The organism is Flavobacterium sp. 1355 (assembly GCF_017833415.1).
Taxonomy (GTDB): domain Bacteria; phylum Bacteroidota; class Bacteroidia; order Flavobacteriales; family Flavobacteriaceae; genus Flavobacterium.
The window spans coordinates 73,337-95,271 of sequence record NZ_JAFICC010000003.1; the positions used below are offsets into that span (position 1 = coordinate 73,337).

Here is a 21,935-nt window from a genome sequence, read left to right on the forward strand (position 1 = left end):
AAGTATGTTAATTTCTTTTAAACCTTAAAGTTAATATCTTTTTTCATGCTATAAATCGGACATCTTTCCTCCCCTGTAAAAAATAATAAGGTCGCTAGGTTAGTAAGTAAGGGGATTTATTTTTTTAACTCAAAACGATTTTTTTCGTAGATTGTAACTAATTCACCAACAAAATCTTGGTTTTCGTTCATAAACCTGCCGATTCCATCTTCTATAAATTTTATTTTCTCATATCTAAAATTTCTAAACCAAAAGTCCTCCCTTTGACCATCGGTAATCTCTACAACATAACTTTCATAGCTAAGCCCGAGTTCCTCTAAAACAGCATCATTATTTCGATCAAAACCGCCCCAGGTTAAAGTCATCACAAGGTTTTCCGCTTTTCCGTTAAAATATCTGTCTATAATACCATTTAGGTCTGGTTTCTTTCCACTCCACTTAAAGGTACCCAGAAAGATTTTCTCATGACTATCGCGGCTCACTCTTGTAATATATCTTGGAAGATGTTCATTTCTTTGTTCAGAAATGACAATAAAGATAAAACTAAGTAGAATATGGCTGGTACTCAGAATTTCAATCTCAAATTTATATCCTTCCAAGGATTGAATGTCCTCAAAGAAAATTTTTAAGTGATTCTTCCAGACCTCGTTATACTTTAAGGCATTTACCAGGTTCTCTTTCATCTGGACAAATTTGGCTTTGTCTCCGATTATAAAACTATCTTTTAAAAGAGCATTTGTCACCCCTGTATTGCCCATTATCTCACTTAAAATCTTATCATCCGACAATAATTTATTCTGATCCAGGGAATCAGATCGGATAATTTTTAATATTTGCCAATCCTCCTCCGTTAGGATTTTAACCAATTTTGCAGGATAGGCGCTCTCACATTCATCAGAATAAAAATAAGGCTTAAGGCTCCCCAGTATATCTCTTTCCAATACCTCGTCGATTGCCTCGGGATCAGTAATTTCACCAAACTCTAAATAATCTAGTGTCTGTTCGTAAATAACTAAATCTCTTTTTAAAATTTCCTTGTATTGCTCAGTTGATAATCTATGGAAAGCAGAATAAATCATAAATTTTGGCAGTACAACTTGTCCAAAATAATCATAATCCGGTTCTGATCCTGTTATCGCGCCTGCCATTTCCGCTAATCTTATTTTATATTCATCCTCATCACACTCAGGGGCTTTCATAACAAACAGGACATAATCCTCAAAACCTTTAAGCTTATAAGTTTTATGGTGGTCTTTTAATCCCTTTTCCAAATTTTTCTCATCGTTATATAAATTACATTTATGGACCGGACTAAACAGCCGTCCCTTGTTTGTTTTACAGGGAATGACTTTTCTGGCTGAGATTACCTTGAAATCGCTGTCAATCTCAAGATGAAATCCTTCCACACTAATATCGGACTCATTGACAAATACCGAAAACGGCACCAAAAGCTCCTCCCAGCTCGTAGATACGATGATGGCTTTTATTTCACTGGCATTTGCCTTATACTTTTCCTTAATCGCTTCAACATATTTATATATTTCATGAATGGCCTGTCTTTCGGCCTGATTGGACCTTTTTACTTCAATTATGATGTAGTTGTTATCCCTGTCCTTAGCCAATATATCAATAAAACTTTTTGTAGTGATCCCTTTAGGAATATAATGCTCCTTTCCTATTAACTCGTATTCAGGGTTAAGAATTCCTAAATTTTCGGCAAGATTATCCCTGATGAGAGCTTCGTAATTATTCATATAACCTGATTTAACTTGAAATTATTCCTTTGGTGATAAAAACCTGTAAGGTATTGAAATAATCAAAATAAAACACTCAAGACTTCAGATTCAAAGACTAAATCAGACAATAGTAAAGCTATATCTATTTTCACTCGAAACGGCATAAAAAGACAGCCAAGATAGTGCCCGCCGTATTCCCCGTGCGCATAATGGTCCGCTTCGCCTGCCCACCCTTCGGGACTTATAGCACTCTGCATCCTCTGGCTGGCCACTTGATTCTTGCTTTCTTTTTTTCCGTTTTTTCTGGAATCCATCCAATTAGGGTCACCTGTAGGATCAGGCACAAAAGGGCCGTCAGAATCTTTCCTCTCAACAGGAAAGAAATACACGGAAAAAAAATTGCTATAAGTGTCATATGATATTGATTTGATGATTTAATTTTGATTGCTCTTTACTTGCCTGAGGTATTTCGTCATATTAATGTCAATAAATAACCAATTAATGAACCGCCTAAAACCACAAAGGCACTATTTAATTTCTTGTACCCAAACGCAATTACTATACTTAAAACTGCAATCAAAATTGTCCGCCAATCTGTAATAGTCTCTTTACCCATTTCAAAACAAATCGCTATAATTATTGCAACTGATGCTACGTTTACTGCGTCTAAAAATATAGAAAAATGTTTTGAATTTCGCATTTTCTTTACGATTGGGTTTAGCAATGCTACAAAAACAAATGAAGGCAAAAATATGGCAATCGTCGAAAGGATTGCGCCTGTTAAACCGTTGATTTGATAACCAATAAATGTTACGGAAGAAAAAACGGGTCCTGGTGTGAATTGCCCAACAGCAATAGCATCAATTAATTGTTGCCTTGTTAAAAGTCCTGTGGCAACTAATTCTGTATCGAGAAAAGCAAACAATACATAACCACTTCCGTAAAGTATTGCACCTATTTTTAGAAAAATCCAAAAAAGGTTTGCATTAGTTGCAGAAAGTACTGTCGTATTTGTAATTTGCAATAAGATTAATGGCAGAAAACCGATGCTGTTATTTTGCTTTCTGTTTCTTAAATAAGCCAAAAATAAGGCCAAAAAACCTGCTCCAAACATTAAATAAATCTCATTAATGTTGAATAGTGACCCAAGTAAAACAAGTAATCCGATTATTATTAGTTCTGTAGATTTTAGAGATTTTTTTGCCAATGGAAAAACTGCAGCCAAAATGATAGCAATAATGGCAGGCTTTATTCCATAAATAAATGGTTGTACTTCAGGAATTTGTCCATATTGTTTGTAGAGATAAGCAAAAACTCCTGTAATAAAAACGGCAGGCAAAATGAAGCAAAGGCCTGCAACTATCAAACCTTTCCAACCGCCTTTTTCATGTCCGATATGGATTGCCATTTCTGTGCTATTAGGACCCGGTATTAAATTTGTAGCACCTATTAAGTCCAGAAAATGCTGTTCGGTCAGCCATTTTCTTTTGATGACAACTTCGTCCTGCATCATTGCAATATGCGCAGCTGGTCCGCCAAAACCAATTATTCCGAGTTTTAGAAAAAGTCTGGCAATATCTTTTAAGCCAGCTTTATGCTCCATTTTTAATTAAAGTTTTGTCAGCCGACCAGAAGCCACCACCTTTAATCAACAAAAAAATACTTCCCAAAAGCATTGCCCAATCGGTTCTGCTTCCGTGCATCATTTCCCAAAAACCTTTTTCGGCTAAAACTTCCGATTTGGTGGTTGCAATTGCTACTAACATTATAATGATAAGCGGAATAGCAGCTAATCTTGTCAAAAGTCCAAGTAGAATAAGAGATCCGCAGACAATTTCAAATGCTCCAACAAAACTCCCCAAAAATTCAGGCGATGGCAAACCGATTTTTTCAAATCGTCCTGCTCCAAGTGTCTCGGTAAACAAAAATTTCTGAATGCCTTCTGAAAGGAATACAGCTCCAACCATTAATCTAATTAATATTGTTGTTTTTGAATTGTCCGTATTAAATATTAATTTTTTCATTGTTTGTTTGTCGATTTAATGTCTGTGCACGATCGGTCGTACTGTGAAACACATCTTATCTATAATAATTATTCACTTAAAAGGCGTGATTCTGATTATTATATCTCGGTTTGCAAACAAATGTATAAATTATAATATGATAGTACTTTAGTATATTAAAAAAAAAAAAAGTTCAAACATCCTAAAATGTCTGAACTATATATCCCCTAATTTAAGGCAACACTATTTGTTATCAAATTCCCTTCGGTTGTAAAAGGCATTATCCTCACTCTCAGCAGCAGTATTACTATCTGGATAGTAAGATTTCATAACCCTTCTTTCGTAATTTCTGTCAAAATTCTCATTCCTGCTATATCGGCTGGTGTTTCTAAAAGTATCATATCCGATACTGTTAGCCTGTACAATTTTCGTGTCTTTATTTATTGACACCGATCCTATCGGAATAATGATATGGCTGTCCCCATCTTTATACATAAACTCCCTGCCATTTTCGTTTGCTATAGCATCATGTACCTCATGACGGTTATCTTCAATAAGTCCTTTATCGACATTCACATCAAGATAAACAACACGTTGCATATCTTTATTTACCCAAAGGTTATCTATTGTACCTATAGTACGATTGTCTGCATCTACTATTTTCCATCCTCTTACATCAGAATAGTCTGAAGCTATTTTGTAATCAGTAAGCTCGTCCAGTCTGTATAAATTTCTATCTTTATTTTCCATATTATTTTTTAATTAGTATGCTAATTTTGCTTAGCCAATCTGTTTTCATTGGGCATTATTAACTCCACTGGATGTATTTTTTCACAACACTTATGTCTGCCACAACAGTGATTCCTTTGCTCCCTGTTCTTTCCTTATAGTCTCGTGTTGTATTGGCACCTGTCGTATTTTCTATTTCTGTTTCATTATCAGTTGCTGTTTCATTATCTCTGCAAAAGATGAAATATATAAGGGCTGCGATTAGTAGTAACACTAAAATCCAAGGCCATACAGGTTTCTTTTTCTCAATTTTAATTTCTGCCATAATTCATTTTTTTGGTTATAAATATTTATTTTTTGTTCCGGACAATAAAATAGTAAACACACAAACCGTAATCCTTTGCAGTCACTATTACTGAAATAATTTCAGATCATCAGCAATGTAAAAATAGAGATCATATTCAAAAACAAACTTATAGAATCGAGGTGTAAGTTTATATAATTTGCATGACCGTAATCATGACAAACAGTTTTTATTATAAAAAATATGAGTTAGTTGCAGCAAACATCCTTCATTTTTAATTTTAATTGTATTTTTAATTTACATAAATTTACGGTAATCTAAGGCAAGAGGGACCTAATTGTTCTGCCATTCAAAAAATAATAACTTGGACATCGATAATCAATTTTATCTTCAAAATGGTGGTGAATCTGCCGAAATTATTCGAAATACAGACTGGTCTGCCACCTCTTTGGGAACACCAGATAAATGGCCTGAAAGTCTTAAAAATACACTTGCTACAATCTTGTCGTCCAAATTCCCCATGTTTCTCTGGTGGGGCGATGATCTTATACAGTTCTATAATGATTCTTATCGTCCGAGCATGGGCAATGAAGGCAAACATCCTAAAGCCATGGGGCAGAAAGCGGTTGATTGCTGGCCGGAGATCTGGTATTTTATCTATCCCCTGATTACAAAGGTACTCACTACAGGAGAAAGTATATGGTATGATGACCTGCTGCTTCCGATCTACAGAAACGGAAAGCTAGAGGATGTATATTGGACCTTCAGCTACAGTCCCATTCGTGACGATGACCGCCAGATTAAAGGTGTTTTAGTAGTTTGTAATGAAACCACTGAAAAGGTCTTCTACAATCAAAAATTAAAAGAAAGCAAGGAAGAACTTGAATTCGCCATTAATGCCGCTGAGTTCGGAACATTTGATCTTAATCCGGCTACTAATAAATTTTCTGCCAATTCCAGACTGAAGAAATGGTTTGGACTAAAAGCCGAAGATGAAATACTCCTGAGCAATGCCGCGACAGCGATTGCAGAACCTGACAGGCAACGGGTTATGGATGCTATTTATAAAGCGCTCCGGTATGAGTCTGGTGGGAAATATGATATTGAATATACAATTATACATCCTCGTACCAAAACCGAAAGAACGGTTCACGCACTCGGTAAGGCTTGGTTTGACGATACCAAGACCGCTTATAGGTTTAACGGCACGCTTCAGGATATCACCGCACATAAAAAAGCGGCAGAAGACCTGCTGAAATCCCGCCAGCTTACTGACCTTACGATAAAAAGTATGGGGCTGGGTCTTTTTAATGTTGACTTTACCGATAACAGTATTGATTATTCCCCTGAATTTTCGCTCCTGTTGTCAGGAAAAATAAGAAACAATTTAACGCGCAGGGATTTTTTGAAATATGTACACCCGGATGATCTGTCCCTTCGTTCTAAGGCTATAGAGAATGGTATAGAAACCGGTACTTTTTATTATGCACCCAGAGTGATCTGGGAGGATGGAACTGTACACCAAATTGCAGTTTCGGCTGCCAGAATGATCAATTCAAATGGAAAACCCACCGCTTTTTCGGGAACGGTTGCCGATATAACCGAACAGGAGCAAAACCGTTTAGCGTTACAGGAAGCTGAATCAAGGCTTGTCAAGGCTAAACAGGAAGCAGACAGACTCTTTCAGAACGTAACTGACAGTTCTCCAACGGGTCTCTGGCTTTCCAATGCAGAAGGAAAACTGACTTATTTTAATAAAACACTTATTGAATTCACGGGGCTTACTTCTGAAGCGCTTCAAGATGGAGGATGGTCCTCGATTATTCTCGAAGAAGACCTTAAAACAGCAGTACAGTCTTATATGGAGGCTATAGCCAGAAATGGCCATTTTGATGTACTTTTCAGGGCCAGAAAACATAGTGGAGAGATCATATGGTGTCGGGCTGCTGGAGATCCTTTTTATGATGCACAAGGGAACTATGCCGGATATGCGGGTTTCTGTATGGATATGGATGAAATTATTTCGGGAAGAAAAGCACTCTCTGAAAGTGAGCAGCGTATAAGCCTGATGATTGAACAGTCTCCGGTCGCAATTTGTCTCTTCACAGGCACCGAGATGAAAATTGAAATCGCGAATGATATTATGATCGGTTACTGGGGCAAGGACAAGTCGGTCATCGGAAAACCTATGATAGATGCAGTTCCGGAACTCAGGGGACAGCCATTTTTGAATATCCTCCTGGAAGTATATCGTACAGGTGAGACATATTTCGGCCGTGCCATGCCGGCAGAGCTCAAAGTGAACGGCATTCTCAGCACTTTTTATTTTGATTTCACCTATACTCCTATCCGGAATGCCCAGGGTGAGATTTATGGGATTATGGATATTGCAATTGACATTACAGATCAGGTATTTGCCAATAAAAAACTCGAAGAGACCAGAATCGCCCTTGCAGGTGCTATCGAACTGGCCGAACTGGCTACCTGGAGGCTAGACCTTGCCAGCTGTACTTTTGTATGCTCGACACGCTTTAAACACTGGTTGGGGCTTCAGGAACACAGTATGCACAAAGACAATGTTTTTCAACAGATTGCACAAACACACAGGCAGAAGGTAATTTCTTCCATAGAAGAAGCAGTCAAGCCGGGATCTTCTGATTTTTATGACTATGAATTTCCTATCACCAACAACATAACCGGTCAGGTACGTATCATACATGCCAATGCCCAGGTAATTTATTCAAAAGACGGTATGCCGGAATGCCTGAGTGGAACAGCACAGGACGTAACCAAAGAACGCGAACTGCAGGAGGAACTTAAATTTAAAGTAAAAGAACGTACCGCAGAGCTTCATGCTGCCAATGCCGAACTTGAAATCAACAATCAGGAGCTGCAGCAGTTTGCTTACATTGCTTCGCATGATCTTCAGGAACCTGTGCGAAAGATTAGTGTCTTTACCGAAATGCTCCGGGAGAATCTGGATAAAAATCCTGCAAAGGTCGATGCTTATCTGAGTAAAATTATCAGTTCAACCAAAAGAATGGAAAATCTTATAAAAGATGTGCTGGGTTATTCACAGCTATCCAATACTTCAAAAACATTCGAGTACACTGATCTCAATCAGATAATGGAAGATATCCTGACGGACTTCGACTTAACTATCGAACAGAAAAATGCTACAATATCGGTTGAGCGCCTTCCTGTTATCCAGGCCATTCCACTGCAAATGTCACAGCTGTTCGGTAACCTGATCTCAAATGCCCTCAAATACAGCAAAAATGAAGTTACGCCACAAATTAAAATTACATTCGAAAAGCTATCAGATACAGCTACAAAAATGCTTTTGATGTCTAGTGAAACCGAATATGCCAGGATAGAAATACAGGATAACGGAATAGGGTTCAGTCAGGAATATGCAGAACAGATTTTTAATATTTTTCAGCGTTTACACGGAAAAGAAGAATTTGCAGGCACTGGTATAGGCCTTGCCATGTGTCGCAGGATCATGCAGAACCACAATGGACAGATTACCGCAAGCTCCAAAGAAGGAACAGGGACTATCTTTACTATCATAATTCCTATAGAACAAATATAATTATGGTCGTAACTTTAAAAACATTTTATAAAAAACAGTATCTTTACTACAAAATCCATTTTAAATGAAAGTAGTTTTTCTAATTGATGACGACCAGGACGACCGCGAAATATTTCAGGAATCACTTCTATCTCTAAAGACTGCTGTCAGGTATGAAGAAGCCAGGCACGGACTGGAAGCACTGGAGAAATTAAAAACAGAGGACTTTCAAAAACCGGACCTGATTTTCCTTGATTTTAATATGCCTGTAATGGATGGCAGGGAATTTTTAAAACGCATCAAGCAGGATGCTGCTCTTAAGGATATTCCGGTAATTATTTATTCAACTTCCTCCAATACAGAGGACAAAATGTTCGCTGCACAACATGATGCCGCGCAGTTTATCACCAAACCTTACTCAATTACTGCCATAAGGGAGGAACTGGACAAAGTGATAGCTAAGTTTCTGGTTTCCTAGTTAGAACTGAAATTATTTTATTTTGAATTAAAATCTAAATCACTATCATAATTATTAAATCCTGTTTCTGTACTTTCAGATCGTTGGTGTTATGACATATTTTTAGATTCAAATTTCCAAATTCTAAAAAAATCCAGCTATCTAAATGTATCTCCAAGTTTAAATTACACTTTATCTATCAATGTATTTTAGTCAAATTAAGGCATGATAATAATTGGAATGCTGAGATTTTATGAGTAAATTGGTGATATGGAAACAAATTCAGATGTATTGATTATTGGTGGAGGACTCGCTGGTTTGACGGCGGCTATTCATCTGTCTCAAAACAATTTGAAAGTGACCCTGATCGAAAAATCCGAGTTTCCAAAACATAAGGTTTGTGGTGAATATATTTCCAATGAAATTTTGCCTTATCTCAAATGGCTTGGCGCAGATGTTTCAGAACTTCATCCCACCAATATTTCTAAATTTGAATTTACTGCCAACAGCGGAAAGGCTGCAACGGCAACACTCCCACTCGGCGGATTTGGTATCAGCAGATATTCGCTCGATAATTTTTTGTATCAAAAAGCAGTATCAAATAATTGTACCATACTTAAGGACAATGTTACAGATGTGACTTTCATCAAAGACATATTTACTGTTACTACTGCAAATCAGATCTTAAAAGCTAAAATCGTGTTAGGTGCTTTTGGTAAACGCTCTAATGTCGACCAGGTTCTAAATCGAAATTTCTTTAATAAAAAGTCACCATGGCTAGCGGTGAAGGCACATTATCAAGGCAATTTTGACAATGATCTTGTAGCACTGCACAACTTCAATGGCGGTTATTGTGGCGTTTCTAAAGTAGAGAATAACATCATAAACATCTGCTATCTGGCCGATTACGCTACTTTTAAGCAATATAAAAACATTGAGGATTATCAGCAAAATGTACTTTATAAAAACAAGCATCTTAAAGCTGTTTTTGAAAACAGTGCGCTTCTTTTTGATAAACCTTTAACAATTAGTCAGATTTCGTTTGAAAAAAAACAGCCGGTTGAGAATCATATTTTAATGATTGGCGATACGGCCGGACTTATTCATCCGCTTTGTGGAAACGGGATGGCGATGGCAATTCATAGCGCCAAAATAGCATCGGAATTAATCTTAGAATATTATGCTGACAAATGTATTGTCAGAAATCAGTTAGAAAAAAATTATACAAAAGAATGGAATAAACATTTTGGCAAAAGAATAGCAATGGGCAGAATTCTGGCAAGGGTTTTAACCAACAAAACCCTCACCAATATATTCGTTTCCTTAGTGGCATCATTTCCTAAAATACTGCCTGAGATCATTAAACAAACTCACGGTAAACCTATAGCAATCAACTAAATGGCCATAAATACAAAATACAGAACACAGGAAACCGAAATAATGGACGATTTTTCTCTGCAGGGAGAAGAACTCAGAGAGGCATTAGATCAAATTGCCCGTATCAATCAGTCATTGGGCGGAAATAAAGTGACCCTCAATGGCATTAGGACATTATTGAATGAATCAGATCATAACAAAACAATTACTATCGCCGATATAGGATGCGGAAACGGAGATATGCTGCGTATGCTGGCAAAATTTGGTCAAAAAAACAAACTTAATTTTCAACTTATCGGTATAGATGCTAATGAGTTTACGATCAAGTATGCGAAAAAATTATCACAAGAATATTCTAATATTGAATATCTATGTGTGGATATTTTTAGCGAAGATTTCAAAACCATGAAGTTTGATATTATTTTATGTACCCTGACGCTGCACCATTTTACCAACGAACAAATATTAAAAATAATTAGTATCTTTAGTAATAATGCTGAAACAGGCATTGTTATAAACGATTTGCATCGCAGTAAAACAGCCTACAGGCTTTTTGAACTGATCTGTTTTGTTTTTAATCTGAACAGCATGTCGCGCGAAGATGGACTGGTTTCTATCCTGAGAGGATTTAAGAAAAACGAACTCGTTGAATTCTCTAAAAAACTAAATTTTAAAAACTATACCATAAACTGGAAATGGGCTTTTCGCTACCAGTGGATAATTGCAAAAAAATGAGTGTAAAAATAGTAACGGTTGCCAGGCAACTCCCAAAATATTCACGTCAAACGGCTGATATTCTCCCTATGCTGGATGGATGGCTGCACGGACAAGAGGAACGATTTATAAAAAAAGTAAAAAAAATATTTGAAGGTGCAGCAGTAGATAAAAGGTATTCGATAATGGATCCTGAAGAGGTTTTTACCGCCACCTCATTTGAAGAGAAAAACGACATTTATACGCGTGAAGTCATTATTTTGGGCGAACAGGTACTGCAAAAAGCTCTCGAAAAAGCCAATTGGGATCCGCAGAGTCTGGATTACATCATTACCGTAAGCTGTACCGGAATTATGATTCCGTCCCTTGACGCTTATCTCATCAATAAAATGAAACTAAGACAGGATATCGTACGTCTCCCGGTAACGGAAATGGGGTGTGCAGCAGGAATATCAGGCATTATATACGCGAAAAACTTTTTGAAAGCCAATCCCGGAAAACGAGCCGCTGTTATTGCAGTAGAGTCTCCAACAGCAACATTTCAGCTGGATGATTTTTCTATGCCCAATATTGTTAGCGCCGCTATTTTTGGCGATGGGTCTGCCTGTTGTTTGTTGTCTTCTCACGAAGACGATTATGGCCCCGAAATAATAAATGAAGAAATGTATCATTTTTATGAGGCCGAACACATGATGGGTTTTAAACTTACCAACAGCGGTTTGCAAATGGTTTTGGATATAGAAGTTCCGGACACGATTGCCTCTCATTTTGGCGATATCATTCATCCGTTTTTGAAAAAAAACAATCTGGAAATCAAGGATATTGAGCACATGATTTTTCATCCGGGCGGAAAAAAAATTATTACTACCGTTGAAGCGCTTTTTTCCGGATTAGGAAAAAATATTGATGATACTAAAGAAGTGCTGAAACAATACGGCAATATGTCGAGTGCAACTGTCTTGTATGTTTTAGAACAAATTATGGACCGAAATCCTAAAGCGGGAGAAAAAGGGTTGATGTTGAGTTTTGGTCCCGGATTTTCGGCACAAAGGGTTTTATTGCAATGGTAATTATTTAGAAAAAAAATATGGAACTAACAGATATTTTGGCGAAACTGCCGTACAGCAAACCTTTTTTGTTTGTCGATGAATTGCTTCACGTTGACGAAAATAGCGTGAGCGGCACGTATACGTATAGCGAAGATCTGGATTTTTATAAAGGCCATTTTAAGGATAATCCTGTAACTCCGGGCGTAATCCTGACCGAAACCATGGCTCAGATTGGTTTGGTTTGTCTGGGTATTTATTTATTAGGCGATACTTTTACTAAAGATACCGTAATTGCTTTTACTTCTGCCGATATGCAGTTTTTAAAACCGGTTTATCCAAACGAAAAAATAACGGTTACTTCCCAAAAAGCATTTTTCAGGTTTGGAAAACTGAAGTGCGATGTAATAATGAAAAACGAAGCCGGGCAAGAAGTCTGCAAAGGCATTTTGGCTGGCATGATGACCAATAGATTATGAGCAAGCGAGTTGTAATAACAGGATTGGGCGTCGCAGCTCCTAACGGTGTTGGAATATCGGAATTCAGCCATGCCATAAAAAACGGAATATCAGGAATTCGGTTTGATGTACAATTGCAGGAATTGCAGTTTTCGTGTCAGATAGCGGGTAAACCACAAATTTCTGAAGAACTTAAAGCACAGTATTTTACCGAACTGGAATTACGCGGTTTTAACAGCACTGGTATTTTGTACGGTGTAATTGCCGGTATAGAAGCCTGGAAAAATGCCGGATTGCCAATAGAAACCAATGACGAACCCGATTGGGACAGCGGAACTGTTTTTGGTTCCGGAACATCCGGAATCGATAAATTTCGCGAAAGCATTTATAAAATTGACGAATTGCAAACCCGAAGATTAGGCAGTACTGTCGTGGCACAAACCATGAACAGCGGTATTAGCGCTTATCTGGGCGGAAAATTAGGACTAGGTAATCAGGTTACTACCAATTCATCTGCCTGTGCCACGGGAACGGAAGCAATTATGATGGCCTACGATCGCATACAGGCAGGACAGGCAAAACGAATATTGGCAGGAAGTACGGGAGACAGCGGTCCTTATATCTGGGCAGGATTTGATGCACTTCGTGTGTGCAGTTCCAAATACAACGATAATCCGGAACAAGGTTCACGCCCCATGAGTGCCACAGCCTCAGGATTTGTACCAGGAAGCGGTGCCGGAGCTTTGGTTATAGAAGAATTGGAAGCGGCTTTAGAGCGTGGTGCAGCCATTTATGCCGAAATTTTAGGCGGAAGTGTAAACTCAGGCGGACAGCGCGGCAGCGGAAGCATGACTGCACCTAATAGTACAGCTGTTCAACGCTGTATTACCAATGCAATTCAGAATGCCGGTATTTCGGCTTCTGATATTGATGCCATAAACGGACATCTTACAGCAACCACAAAAGACAGTCTTGAAATTGAAAACTGGACAAAAGCACTGGATCGAAAAGGAAATGATTTTCCGTATATAAATTCTTTAAAAAGCATGACCGGACATTGCTTAAGCGCTGCCGGAAGTATCGAAAGTGTAGCTGCCGTTTTGCAGTTACAAGAAGGTTTTATATTCGGAAATACCAATTGCGAAGATCTTCATCCGGAAATTAGCGCTTTGATAGATCCTTCAAAAGTGATTTTAAAAACAATCGATAGTAAACCCAACATTATCGCCAAAGCCAGTTTTGGTTTTGGTGATGTAAACGCCTGTATAATTTTTAAAAAATTTCAAAAATAATAGTATGAACAAAGAAGAATTAATCGCCAAATTAAAATTAATCATAAAGCCGTACACGACCAATACAGAGGCGTACGACAACCTTACCGAAGATACTGATTTTATTAAAGATCTCAACATCAACTCGGCAAACCTGGTAGATATTGTGCTCGATATTGAAGAAGCTTTTGATGTTGTAATTGATAATACCGATATGGAACGTATGCTTGACGTAAAAACAGCCATAGAAATCATTGATACCAAACTAGCCCAAAAATGATTGGAAATGATGTGATTGACATTCTTCAATCCCGGAAAGAAAGCAATTGGAAACGCAGGGGTTTTATAGAAAAAATATATACCCTTGACGAGCAATTGCTTATTGCAAATGCAACAGATCCGGAAATTATGGTTTGGATACTTTGGAGCATGAAAGAAGCAGCCTATAAAATCTACAACAGACAGACTAATATTCGGGAATTTAGCCCTCGCAAATTAGTTTGTACTATCACATCACAAAACAAAAACCGGATTACAGGGAATGTTATTTGTTCAGGAAATAAGTATTACACTCAAACAATTCTTTCTCCAGAGAAAATTCATAGTATAGCTGTTAGCTCTTTTGATGATTTAAACAAAGTAGTTGAAATCGAAAATAAGTCGATCTCAAAAGACAAAAATGGTATTCCAAATTTAATTGTTACATCAAATTCAATTCAGGACGTTTCTATAAGTCATCATGGGCGGTTTGAAAAAGTGGTAACATTATCACAACCTTAAAGATGTTGCATTTGTCATAGAAATTATCTCTTTTTGTCCCTGCCTTCTTTTTTATTTTGTTTCATTCTTTCATCTGCTCCATCATCAACACCACGGCCTTCAGGCATGGGCTGGTATAGAGAACCTTGCGTATTGGGAGCTGCTGGTCCCATTTCCATTTGATATTTGTGTGAAATATTGCCGCTAAACCACTCCGTAAATCTCGGAAAAACATTGGCAATAAACGATGAGCCCTTTGCTTTCCATCCTACCGGGACTATTTTTTTAGGCCTTATTGATTTTCGCAAAACTGCATTCACCACTTTATCAGGCTCGTCCATAAGTGCCATTTTAGGTTCTACTCCGCTGTAATTAGCGACATGTTTCCACAACGGTGTATCGACAGCCCATGGTTCTATAGTCACTACCTTGATTTCATTGTAACCATTAAGGCGCAATTCCTGGCTTAACGCCAGTCCTAAGGTTCTCACACCTGCTTTTGATGCTGCGTAACTAATTTGATATGCAAGAGGTATTTCGCTTTCTATTGATCCCATATTTATCAATACGCCTTTTCGCTGTTTTATAAATTGTTCTACAGCAACTCTGCTTCCATATAAAAATCCCTTTAGGTTAACATCTATTACACGTGACTGGTCTTCTATGGGAACATCCCAAAACCGCCCCAAGGCCGCCACTCCTGCCATATTAATCCAGACATCAATTTTAGAATATTGTTTTACAGCTGCATCACATACACGCTGAAGATCTTCGGGCTTACTGATATCCATTGTTACCACTATTGCATTTCCTCCGTAGCTGCGAATAGTATCTGCAACTTCCTCAAGCAAGTCTGTTCTTCGTGCTGCCAAAACTACGTTTGCTTTGTATTTTCCTAATTCTTGTGCCACACCACGGCCAATACCACTGGATGCTCCCACAATTACATACGTTTTACCTGAAATTTTTTTCTGCCCAGACAAACCCAATTTCCATGTTGTACAACTTGTTACTGCAAACAATAAACAAATCAATACCAACAATAGTCTTATCATCCTATATAATATACTCATGATTTAATTTTTAGTTTCCCGAATTTACGATTACATCAATAATTCTTTTCTCAATAATTACTTAGACCATCCTAAATTTGTTCTCTTTTTAGTAATTTTTTCTTACATGATTCTTATTCAAACTTATATAATTACATTTCAAAATAAATTCTTTATAAACTATTTAGATAACATATCATTGTTTCTGAGCAGTTAAATATACATTAAGTCGAATAAAAACATATTGGACTAAATTGCCAAAAAATTGGACTTATTTACGAAATGCAGCTTTTCCCTTAAAATTACTTTTGCAGTGTCAATCATGACATTAATTTAAAACTTAAAAAAAATATGGGATTATCAAGTTTAGGTATTTTTCATACCGTAATTGGCGTTGCTGCCATTATTGCTGCACTTATTGCATATGTAAAATATGGCAAAATTGATCTGGGTCAACTCACAGGTAAAATCTATTTTTACTGCACATTAGTTACTTCATTAACAGCATTAGGTATATCTAAGCACGGCGGATTTAATCCAGGGCATGCTTTCTCGATATTGATTGTCATTTTGATTTTGGAGGCTTATTTTCTTTATTGGAGAAAGAAAGGAAATATCAGGGCTCGTTATTTTGAAAACTTTTGCCTGTCTTTCAGCTTTTTCCTGTCACTGGTTCCGACTGTGAATGAAACATTCACACGTGTTCCTGTTGGGCATCCACTTGCAAAGGATATAAAAGATCCCGTAATTGCCAATACATTATTAATCCTTTTGGTATTGTTTATTGCAGGCACGGTTTATCAAATCATAAAACAAAAGAAAATTAACAGCACTGTTTCTATTTAAGGATTTAAATCGAAACAGTGCTTAAAGCGTCTTTTTAATTGATTACATAGTAAAAATTCGTTACCATGCAATCAATTAAAAAGATACTATTCAATGTTTCTTTAATATAAATCTATTGTAGAGACAATTCTGCTTCAGTATGCAGTACACATACCCAATTGTTGTTTTCCTTTATCCAGGTAGAAGTACAGGCACATTTCATTGGGTCTTTTTGTTCATTATCTATTAGCCCCAATTCTATTGAGTAAGCAATTACAGCGGCGTCTTCGGCAACTAATTGTGTTTCAATATCAGAAAAATTCAGTACTTTTATTTTATCGCCATCCCCAGACTCAAACATCTCTTTAAACTTAGTTTCATCGATACTTTGTACACCATTTTTACCGGCGATTATACACGGAAAACGAGTCAGATTTTTTACCGTTTCATAATCGTGATTTTCCATTCCCTGCCAATATTTTTTTTCTAATTCCATTATTTGCGTTTCCATAATCCTATTATTTTTAATTAAACAGTTTATACAAAGTTCAAAATAATATTAAAACGTATGCACACTTTTAACATAGATTTAATCAGTTTAACTTCTGATAAACAGATATTTACACAAAAACAAATCTTAATTACATCTACAATACGGAACCTGTAAAATATAAAAATGGCTCATTTCCTGTCGATGAGCCATTATATTTATCTGATTAATGAAGTTAGGTATATTGTAAAAAGCAACGACAACACAAGGGCAGAAAACCGAATACAGTTTTTTACAAATCCATTTAAATAACCGGAAGGTAAAAACGATTCCGTTTCAAAAAAGAATGCAACAAGCCTTTTATAGTCCAGCAGGATGAAAAATAAAACCCCGATCGTAAGTAGTACAGACTGAAGCAGCGCCCCGGCATTCATTTCATAAAAAATATTGATAAGTGTCAGGTTAAAAAGCACGGGGAACAAAAGTAATGCTCCGGTGAGCAATGTTCTTCTAAACAGCAACAAACTGCCGCCTATAATTTGAATTGAAGCGATCAGGATTCCATATGTATGTGAATAGCCAAAATAGAACCAGGTAAGCCACTCCCCTGTCTGCTGTTTCATTGGCATACTTGAAACCTCCTCCGGCACAACAAACTGAAGTCCATAGAATTTTTTCCAGCCAAAACTGGCTAAATTAAATGCTAAGCAATAACGAATCACTCCATAAAGAACATCGTATATTTTTTCAGAATTAATAGTTTTCTTTCGTTCCAGAAAATGCCAGATAAATGGAAACAAAAAACTGCTTACCAAAAAAAATCCGATAACAGAAAATACAACTACAGGAGGCAGCCACGGAACATTACCGCCATTACCTAAAAGTAACATTAGGGCCGAAAATTCAAGTCCCAGAATCAGGGAAACACTGCATTTTTTGAATAGGGAATTTGGAAATGATGAAGAAAATGATTTTGACATGGTTTTTAGATTTTAAATTACATTCAACAAATTTGAACAGTAATCTCTCATCAATTGTTCCGATGTACCCTTTCGAACCTATTTTTTACTATTTTCTTTATTGATTTTTTCGGCTTTAACAAATCCTGTTGGTGAGTATCCCGTCAGTTTTTTGAAGGTGGTATTAAAAGTGGTTTTGGAGTTAAAGCCTGATTCAAAAGCAATTCCGACAATATTGAGCTGATCATATGCATCAGACAATAAAAGTCTTTTGGCTTCTTCAATTCTATATTTATTAATAAAATTATAAAAGTTTTCCTGATTCAGTTCGTTTATCAAAAATGAGGTTTCATTGCAGCTTGCCTGGAGCATACCTGCCAGTTTTGGAAGGCTTAAATCGTTATCAAGATATACTTTTTTAATCTCCATAAGACTTTTGAGCCTGATTTCGAGTTCAGCGAGCCGAGCGCCTGTAACCCTTTTTGGACTATCTTTTTTATAGTCATTGATAGTAGCCAATTCTCTTCGTTCGATCTTGCTGTAACCAAAAACTTCTTCCTGTCTTAAGGAAAAGCAGGAAAGAAAAAAAATACCCAGCAGATATAAAAACGGAGTCAATTTCTGTAAAGCTTCCAGATTAAAAAACACAAGGTTTAACCAGACAGCCACTATCAACAGCACAATCCATAAAAAAGTTGTCAGCCAGCGCAGATCTATATTGTTAAGATTAGAAGAAAACTGTTTTGCATTTTTAAAATGTTTTTGCAATCTGATAAAAGACAAACACCAATAAACTGCAGTCTGCACTGGTAAAGCATTCCGGAGTATAAAAAATACAATAGTGCCGGTTTGATAACTGAATTCAAAATTTTTTCCAGTTATAAAAAAAGGAATTCTGAAAATAAGAAAAACAATAAAAGGAATTAAATGCAGTGCATCTTTTTTTTCTATTTTCTTATCAAGAGAGGTAAAATGTACTATACTGTAATAAAGTAATGGCGCAGTTAAAAATCGTATTAAACCAATGATTTCGAATAATATGGGATATGTGATATGAAAATTTTGTGCAAATAAAGGTATTTCAAGAAGAGTTAAAGACAGCGTAATCATAAATGCTCCTAAAAAGAGATTAGCCCGCAAATTGGCTTTTGGGGCTTTAGCTAAAAGTAAACATCCTGATAAAAATGCAGTACCACTTGTAAACCCCATTAAAGCAGGAAAATTAATCATGTTCTGTTTAGTTTCATCTATAGTTATGATTCCAAATTATAACAACCTTTTATTAACACCTATAATGTATTTTATAGTTTCTATAATGGTTATTTTATATAATTCGGTGAAACACATTTTTGCCAATATTCAACAATATTTTTTATCAATTCTTTCATTTCTATAAAATCGTATGGTTTTATAAAAAATCCTTGTACTGATTTTGAATAAGCTTCTACAACATGCTTCTGTTCGGCACCCGTGGTAAAAAAAAGGTAAGGAATAGACTTCATTCTCAAATCTTCGTTCTCATGAACTTTTGACCGTAGTTCTATTCCGTTTAATTTCGGCATATTGATATCTGAAAAAATAATAAAAGGCTCAACAGCTGTTTCAGTCAGAAAATTAAGTGCCGTTTCTCCATCACCAAAAAAGATAATTTCATTTCTGTAATTAAGTTCTTTAAATGCCAATGCCAGTATTTCCTGGTCATCCTCGTCGTCTTCTATAATAATTATTGGGCCGCCCTTATTCATGAGTGTATTGTTTTTTATTTGTCAGAAAGGTACTTAAATTTAGGATACATTTCTTTTCTGAAATAAAACGAATAATTATTTTAAATATTCTATTCAAAATAGCTTTTATAAAAGATTCAGGGCGTATAGTTTAGTATATTTTTACTAACCTTATTTTCTCCATATGCAAATAATAAAAATAAGTAAGTGTTTAACCACTTAATTTCGCTATATTCGTTTGTAATCCTAACAATCTTAAAAATTAAGTTGAGGTATCAGTTCTAATAATTACTAAAATATAGGTGCTTTTCCAGCAAATTACTGCCATTATTTTTCTAAATATAACTTCGCATTATATGAATATCAAAGAAAAAAATGACAATAGGGAAATAATCCTTTCCTCAGGTCAGAAATCTCCTGAAAAAGAGAACACTCAAAAGCCTGCAGACCTTATTACAGCCAGAAATAAACTATCCTCTACAAATAACAAAAAGCAAACAGCAGAAATCCAAAATCTTAAAGAGCAGCTTAAAGCAAAAGAACAGCAGCTTAACAATCATGTTAATGCTATCGATACCTCAAACGCCTCGATAGAGTTTGATCTTGAAGGCAATATCCTTAGTGTCAATAGGAATTTTCTGGAAATTATGGGTTATGATGAAGGTGATCTCGTCGGAAAACATCATCGGCTTTTAGTTGATCCTGCTTATTCAGAATCAAGAGCTTATGATTTGTTCTGGAGCAACCTGAAAAAAGGAATTTATCAAAAAGATGAGTTTATCCGCCTGTCCAAAAACGGAAAATTAATATGGCTTTTAGGCAGCTATAACCCTATTTTGGATATTGTGGGCAAACCCTATAAAATCTTAAAAATAGCTACCGATATTACTCTTACAAAGACTCAGTTTTTGCAGCTGGCGGTACAGGCACAGGAAAAAGAAAAACGCGCTTCTGAACTGGCCATCGCTAATAAAGAACTTGCTTTTCAGAATAAGGAAAAGGAAAAACGTGCTGCAGAGCTTGTAATTGCCAATAAAGAATTGAAATTTCAAAATGAGCAAAAAGAACAAAGAGCAAGTGAATTAATTATTGCAAACAAAGAACTTGCTATACAAAGTAAAGAAAAAGAAAAACGTGCCGGCGAATTGATTATTGCAAATAAAAAACTGGCTGCCGAAAATATTCTGAAGGAAAAGAGAAAGGTTGAAAAGCAAAAACGTGCCGCAGAATTGATTGTAAAGAACAGAGAACTTGCTTATCAGGAAAAACGAAGTAAAGAACTGACCCTCGCATACGATGAGCTTAAAAAAGCCCAGGAAGAGCTGGAATCGTTCTCTTATTCTGTTTCTCATGATCTTCGCGCTCCGATACGTGCCATTAACGGTTATACTCAAATTCTGATAGAAGATCATATCGATTTATTTGATGACGATGGAAAAAACATGTTTCATGCGATAATAAAAAACTCAAATAAAATGGGACTCCTGATAGATGACTTACTGGCTTTTAGCAAATTAGGCCGCAAACAGGTATCTTCTTTCAATATTAATATGACAGCATTAGTAAATGGGGTAATAAACGATATAGCAATAGAAAAGGGTGAAAATAATCCAATATTCGAAATTGATAAACTTGCTCCTTCAAATGGAGATCCATCTCTCATCAAACAGGTTTGGATAAACTTAATTTCAAATGCCATTAAATATTCAAAATATAAAACTGAAACCCGAATTAAAATAACATCAATTTCAAAAAATGACAAAATAATTTACAGTATACAGGACTGGGGAGCAGGTTTCGACATGGCCTATTATGACAAGTTGTTTGGTGTTTTTCAGCGCCTTCACTCGCAGGATGAGTTTTCCGGAACGGGCATTGGCCTGGCAATTGTGCAAAAAATAGTAAGCCGCCATTATGGAACTGTATGGGCCGAATCAAAACTAGACGAAGGCGCAAAATTTTACTTTAGCCTGCCTGATATTAAACATTAAAAAATATAAAAATGAATTACGACGATATTGAAATTTTATTTGCCGAAGACAGCATGGAAGATGCTTTGTTAACTATACGCGCATTAAATAAAAGTGGTTTTACAAACAAACTTTTACATGTAAAAGACGGAGCTGAAGCACTTGATTTTATATACTGCAGAGGAATTTACGCTGAAAGGAATCCGAAATCATATCCGAAACTTTTCCTTCTGGATTTAAAAATGCCAAAAATGTCAGGGATACAGGTATTGGAAAAAGTTAAAAGTGATGCTGATCTTAAATCAATTCCGGTAGTTATCCTAACCTCTTCGCAGGAAGATCCTGATATAGCAAAATGCTACAGCCTTGGTGCCAACAGTTATATAGTAAAACCTGTTGACAGCAATAATTTTTTTAATGCCATAAAAGAAATGGGAATGTACTGGATGATTCTTAGCCAGCCTGCTATATAAATTTAAAGCAAACG

At 36.3% G+C, this 21,935-nt stretch carries 22 protein-coding genes; 12 read left to right on the forward strand and 10 right to left on the reverse strand.

The features are described from left to right. Positions 1-116: 116 nt before the first annotated feature. The 5 genes from JOD96_RS04550 to JOD96_RS04570 form a co-directional block, all read right to left on the reverse strand. A complete protein-coding gene (locus JOD96_RS04550) occupies positions 117-1,754 on the reverse strand; it encodes an endonuclease NucS domain-containing protein (RefSeq protein ID WP_209563085.1) in 1,638 nt (545 codons plus the stop codon). A gap of 454 nt (positions 1,755-2,208) precedes the next feature. Then, positions 2,209-3,339, reverse strand: a complete 1,131-nt coding sequence (gene chrA / locus JOD96_RS04555; protein ID WP_209563086.1) for a chromate efflux transporter — start codon at positions 3,337-3,339, stop codon at positions 2,209-2,211. Next, positions 3,329-3,760, reverse strand: coding sequence for a DoxX family protein (locus tag JOD96_RS04560; protein WP_209563087.1), 432 nt, complete (start codon positions 3,758-3,760; stop codon positions 3,329-3,331). Before JOD96_RS04560 ends, chrA begins: the two co-directional genes overlap by 11 nt. A gap of 222 nt (positions 3,761-3,982) precedes the next feature. Further along, positions 3,983-4,489 carry a PRC-barrel domain-containing protein gene (locus tag JOD96_RS04565; RefSeq protein WP_209563088.1) on the reverse strand — a complete coding sequence of 169 codons (507 nt, stop codon included), beginning with the start codon at positions 4,487-4,489 and terminating at the stop codon, positions 3,983-3,985. A gap of 58 nt (positions 4,490-4,547) precedes the next feature. Next, positions 4,548-4,793, reverse strand: coding sequence for a hypothetical protein (locus tag JOD96_RS04570; protein ID WP_209563320.1), 246 nt, complete (start codon positions 4,791-4,793; stop codon positions 4,548-4,550). Between the two features lie 343 nt (positions 4,794-5,136). On the opposite strand from JOD96_RS04570, the gene JOD96_RS04575 reads away from it, so the two are divergent. The 9 genes from JOD96_RS04575 (at position 5,137) to JOD96_RS04615 (ending at position 14,449) form a co-directional block, all read left to right on the forward strand. Beyond that, a complete protein-coding gene (locus JOD96_RS04575; protein ID WP_209563089.1) occupies positions 5,137-8,367 on the forward strand; it encodes a PAS domain S-box protein in 3,231 nt (1,076 codons plus the stop codon). Between the two features lie 64 nt (positions 8,368-8,431). After that, positions 8,432-8,824, forward strand: coding sequence for a response regulator (locus JOD96_RS04580; RefSeq protein ID WP_209563090.1), 393 nt, complete (start codon positions 8,432-8,434; stop codon positions 8,822-8,824). 249 nt (positions 8,825-9,073) lie between these two features. Beyond that, positions 9,074-10,201, forward strand: coding sequence for an NAD(P)/FAD-dependent oxidoreductase (locus JOD96_RS04585; protein WP_209563091.1), 1,128 nt, complete (start codon positions 9,074-9,076; stop codon positions 10,199-10,201). Further along, the gene (locus tag JOD96_RS04590; RefSeq protein WP_209563092.1) at positions 10,202-10,915 is read left to right on the forward strand and encodes a methyltransferase domain-containing protein; all 714 of its coding nucleotides are present in this window, start codon (positions 10,202-10,204) and stop codon (positions 10,913-10,915) included. It abuts the gene before it with no gap. Then, complete coding sequence (locus JOD96_RS04595; RefSeq protein ID WP_209563093.1) at positions 10,912-11,964, forward strand: type III polyketide synthase; 1,053 nt, start codon at positions 10,912-10,914, stop codon at positions 11,962-11,964. Before JOD96_RS04590 ends, JOD96_RS04595 begins: the two co-directional genes overlap by 4 nt. 17 nt (positions 11,965-11,981) lie before the next feature. Continuing rightward, positions 11,982-12,419 carry a 3-hydroxyacyl-ACP dehydratase FabZ family protein gene (locus tag JOD96_RS04600; RefSeq protein ID WP_209563094.1) on the forward strand — a complete coding sequence of 146 codons (438 nt, stop codon included), beginning with the start codon at positions 11,982-11,984 and terminating at the stop codon, positions 12,417-12,419. Continuing rightward, positions 12,416-13,690, forward strand: a complete 1,275-nt coding sequence (locus JOD96_RS04605) for a beta-ketoacyl-[acyl-carrier-protein] synthase family protein (protein WP_209563095.1) — start codon at positions 12,416-12,418, stop codon at positions 13,688-13,690. The genes JOD96_RS04600 and JOD96_RS04605 overlap by 4 nt, the downstream gene beginning before the upstream one ends. Before the next feature lie 4 nt (positions 13,691-13,694). Further along, positions 13,695-13,949, forward strand: coding sequence for an acyl carrier protein (locus tag JOD96_RS04610; RefSeq protein ID WP_209563096.1), 255 nt, complete (start codon positions 13,695-13,697; stop codon positions 13,947-13,949). Beyond that, entirely contained in the window at positions 13,946-14,449 is a 504-nt protein-coding gene (locus JOD96_RS04615; RefSeq protein WP_209563097.1) for a 4'-phosphopantetheinyl transferase superfamily protein, read from the forward strand. Before JOD96_RS04610 ends, JOD96_RS04615 begins: the two co-directional genes overlap by 4 nt. 23 nt (positions 14,450-14,472) lie before the next feature. Here JOD96_RS04615 and JOD96_RS04620 read toward each other — a convergent pair whose 3' ends face one another. Next, a complete protein-coding gene (locus JOD96_RS04620; RefSeq protein WP_209563098.1) occupies positions 14,473-15,501 on the reverse strand; it encodes an SDR family NAD(P)-dependent oxidoreductase in 1,029 nt (342 codons plus the stop codon). Between the two features lie 330 nt (positions 15,502-15,831). On the opposite strand from JOD96_RS04620, the gene JOD96_RS04625 reads away from it, so the two are divergent. Next, positions 15,832-16,326 carry a hypothetical protein gene (locus JOD96_RS04625; protein WP_209563099.1) on the forward strand — a complete coding sequence of 165 codons (495 nt, stop codon included), beginning with the start codon at positions 15,832-15,834 and terminating at the stop codon, positions 16,324-16,326. 112 nt (positions 16,327-16,438) lie between these two features. On the opposite strand, the gene JOD96_RS04630 is transcribed toward JOD96_RS04625, so the two are convergent. The 4 genes from JOD96_RS04630 to JOD96_RS04645 form a co-directional block, all read right to left on the reverse strand. Next, on the reverse strand, positions 16,439-16,816 hold the full coding sequence (locus JOD96_RS04630; RefSeq protein ID WP_209563100.1) for a nuclear transport factor 2 family protein: 378 nt from the start codon (positions 16,814-16,816) through the stop codon (positions 16,439-16,441). Positions 16,817-17,013: 197 nt separating this feature from the next. Continuing rightward, positions 17,014-17,775 carry a hypothetical protein gene (locus tag JOD96_RS04635; RefSeq protein ID WP_209563101.1) on the reverse strand — a complete coding sequence of 254 codons (762 nt, stop codon included), beginning with the start codon at positions 17,773-17,775 and terminating at the stop codon, positions 17,014-17,016. Between the two features lie 78 nt (positions 17,776-17,853). Then, positions 17,854-18,984: a helix-turn-helix domain-containing protein gene (locus tag JOD96_RS04640; RefSeq protein WP_209563102.1), complete on the reverse strand. Its 1,131-nt coding sequence runs from the start codon at positions 18,982-18,984 to the stop codon at positions 17,854-17,856. An 89-nt stretch (positions 18,985-19,073) separates the two neighbouring features. Beyond that, complete coding sequence (locus JOD96_RS04645; protein ID WP_209563103.1) at positions 19,074-19,499, reverse strand: response regulator; 426 nt, start codon at positions 19,497-19,499, stop codon at positions 19,074-19,076. A 335-nt stretch (positions 19,500-19,834) separates the two neighbouring features. On the opposite strand from JOD96_RS04645, the gene JOD96_RS04650 reads away from it, so the two are divergent. After that, positions 19,835-21,469 (forward strand): sensor histidine kinase, encoded by a 1,635-nt coding sequence (locus tag JOD96_RS04650; protein ID WP_245188345.1) that lies wholly within the window; start codon positions 19,835-19,837, stop codon positions 21,467-21,469. An 11-nt stretch (positions 21,470-21,480) separates the two neighbouring features. Beyond that, on the forward strand, positions 21,481-21,921 hold the full coding sequence (locus JOD96_RS04655; protein WP_209563104.1) for a response regulator: 441 nt from the start codon (positions 21,481-21,483) through the stop codon (positions 21,919-21,921). Positions 21,922-21,935: the final 14 nt, after the last annotated feature.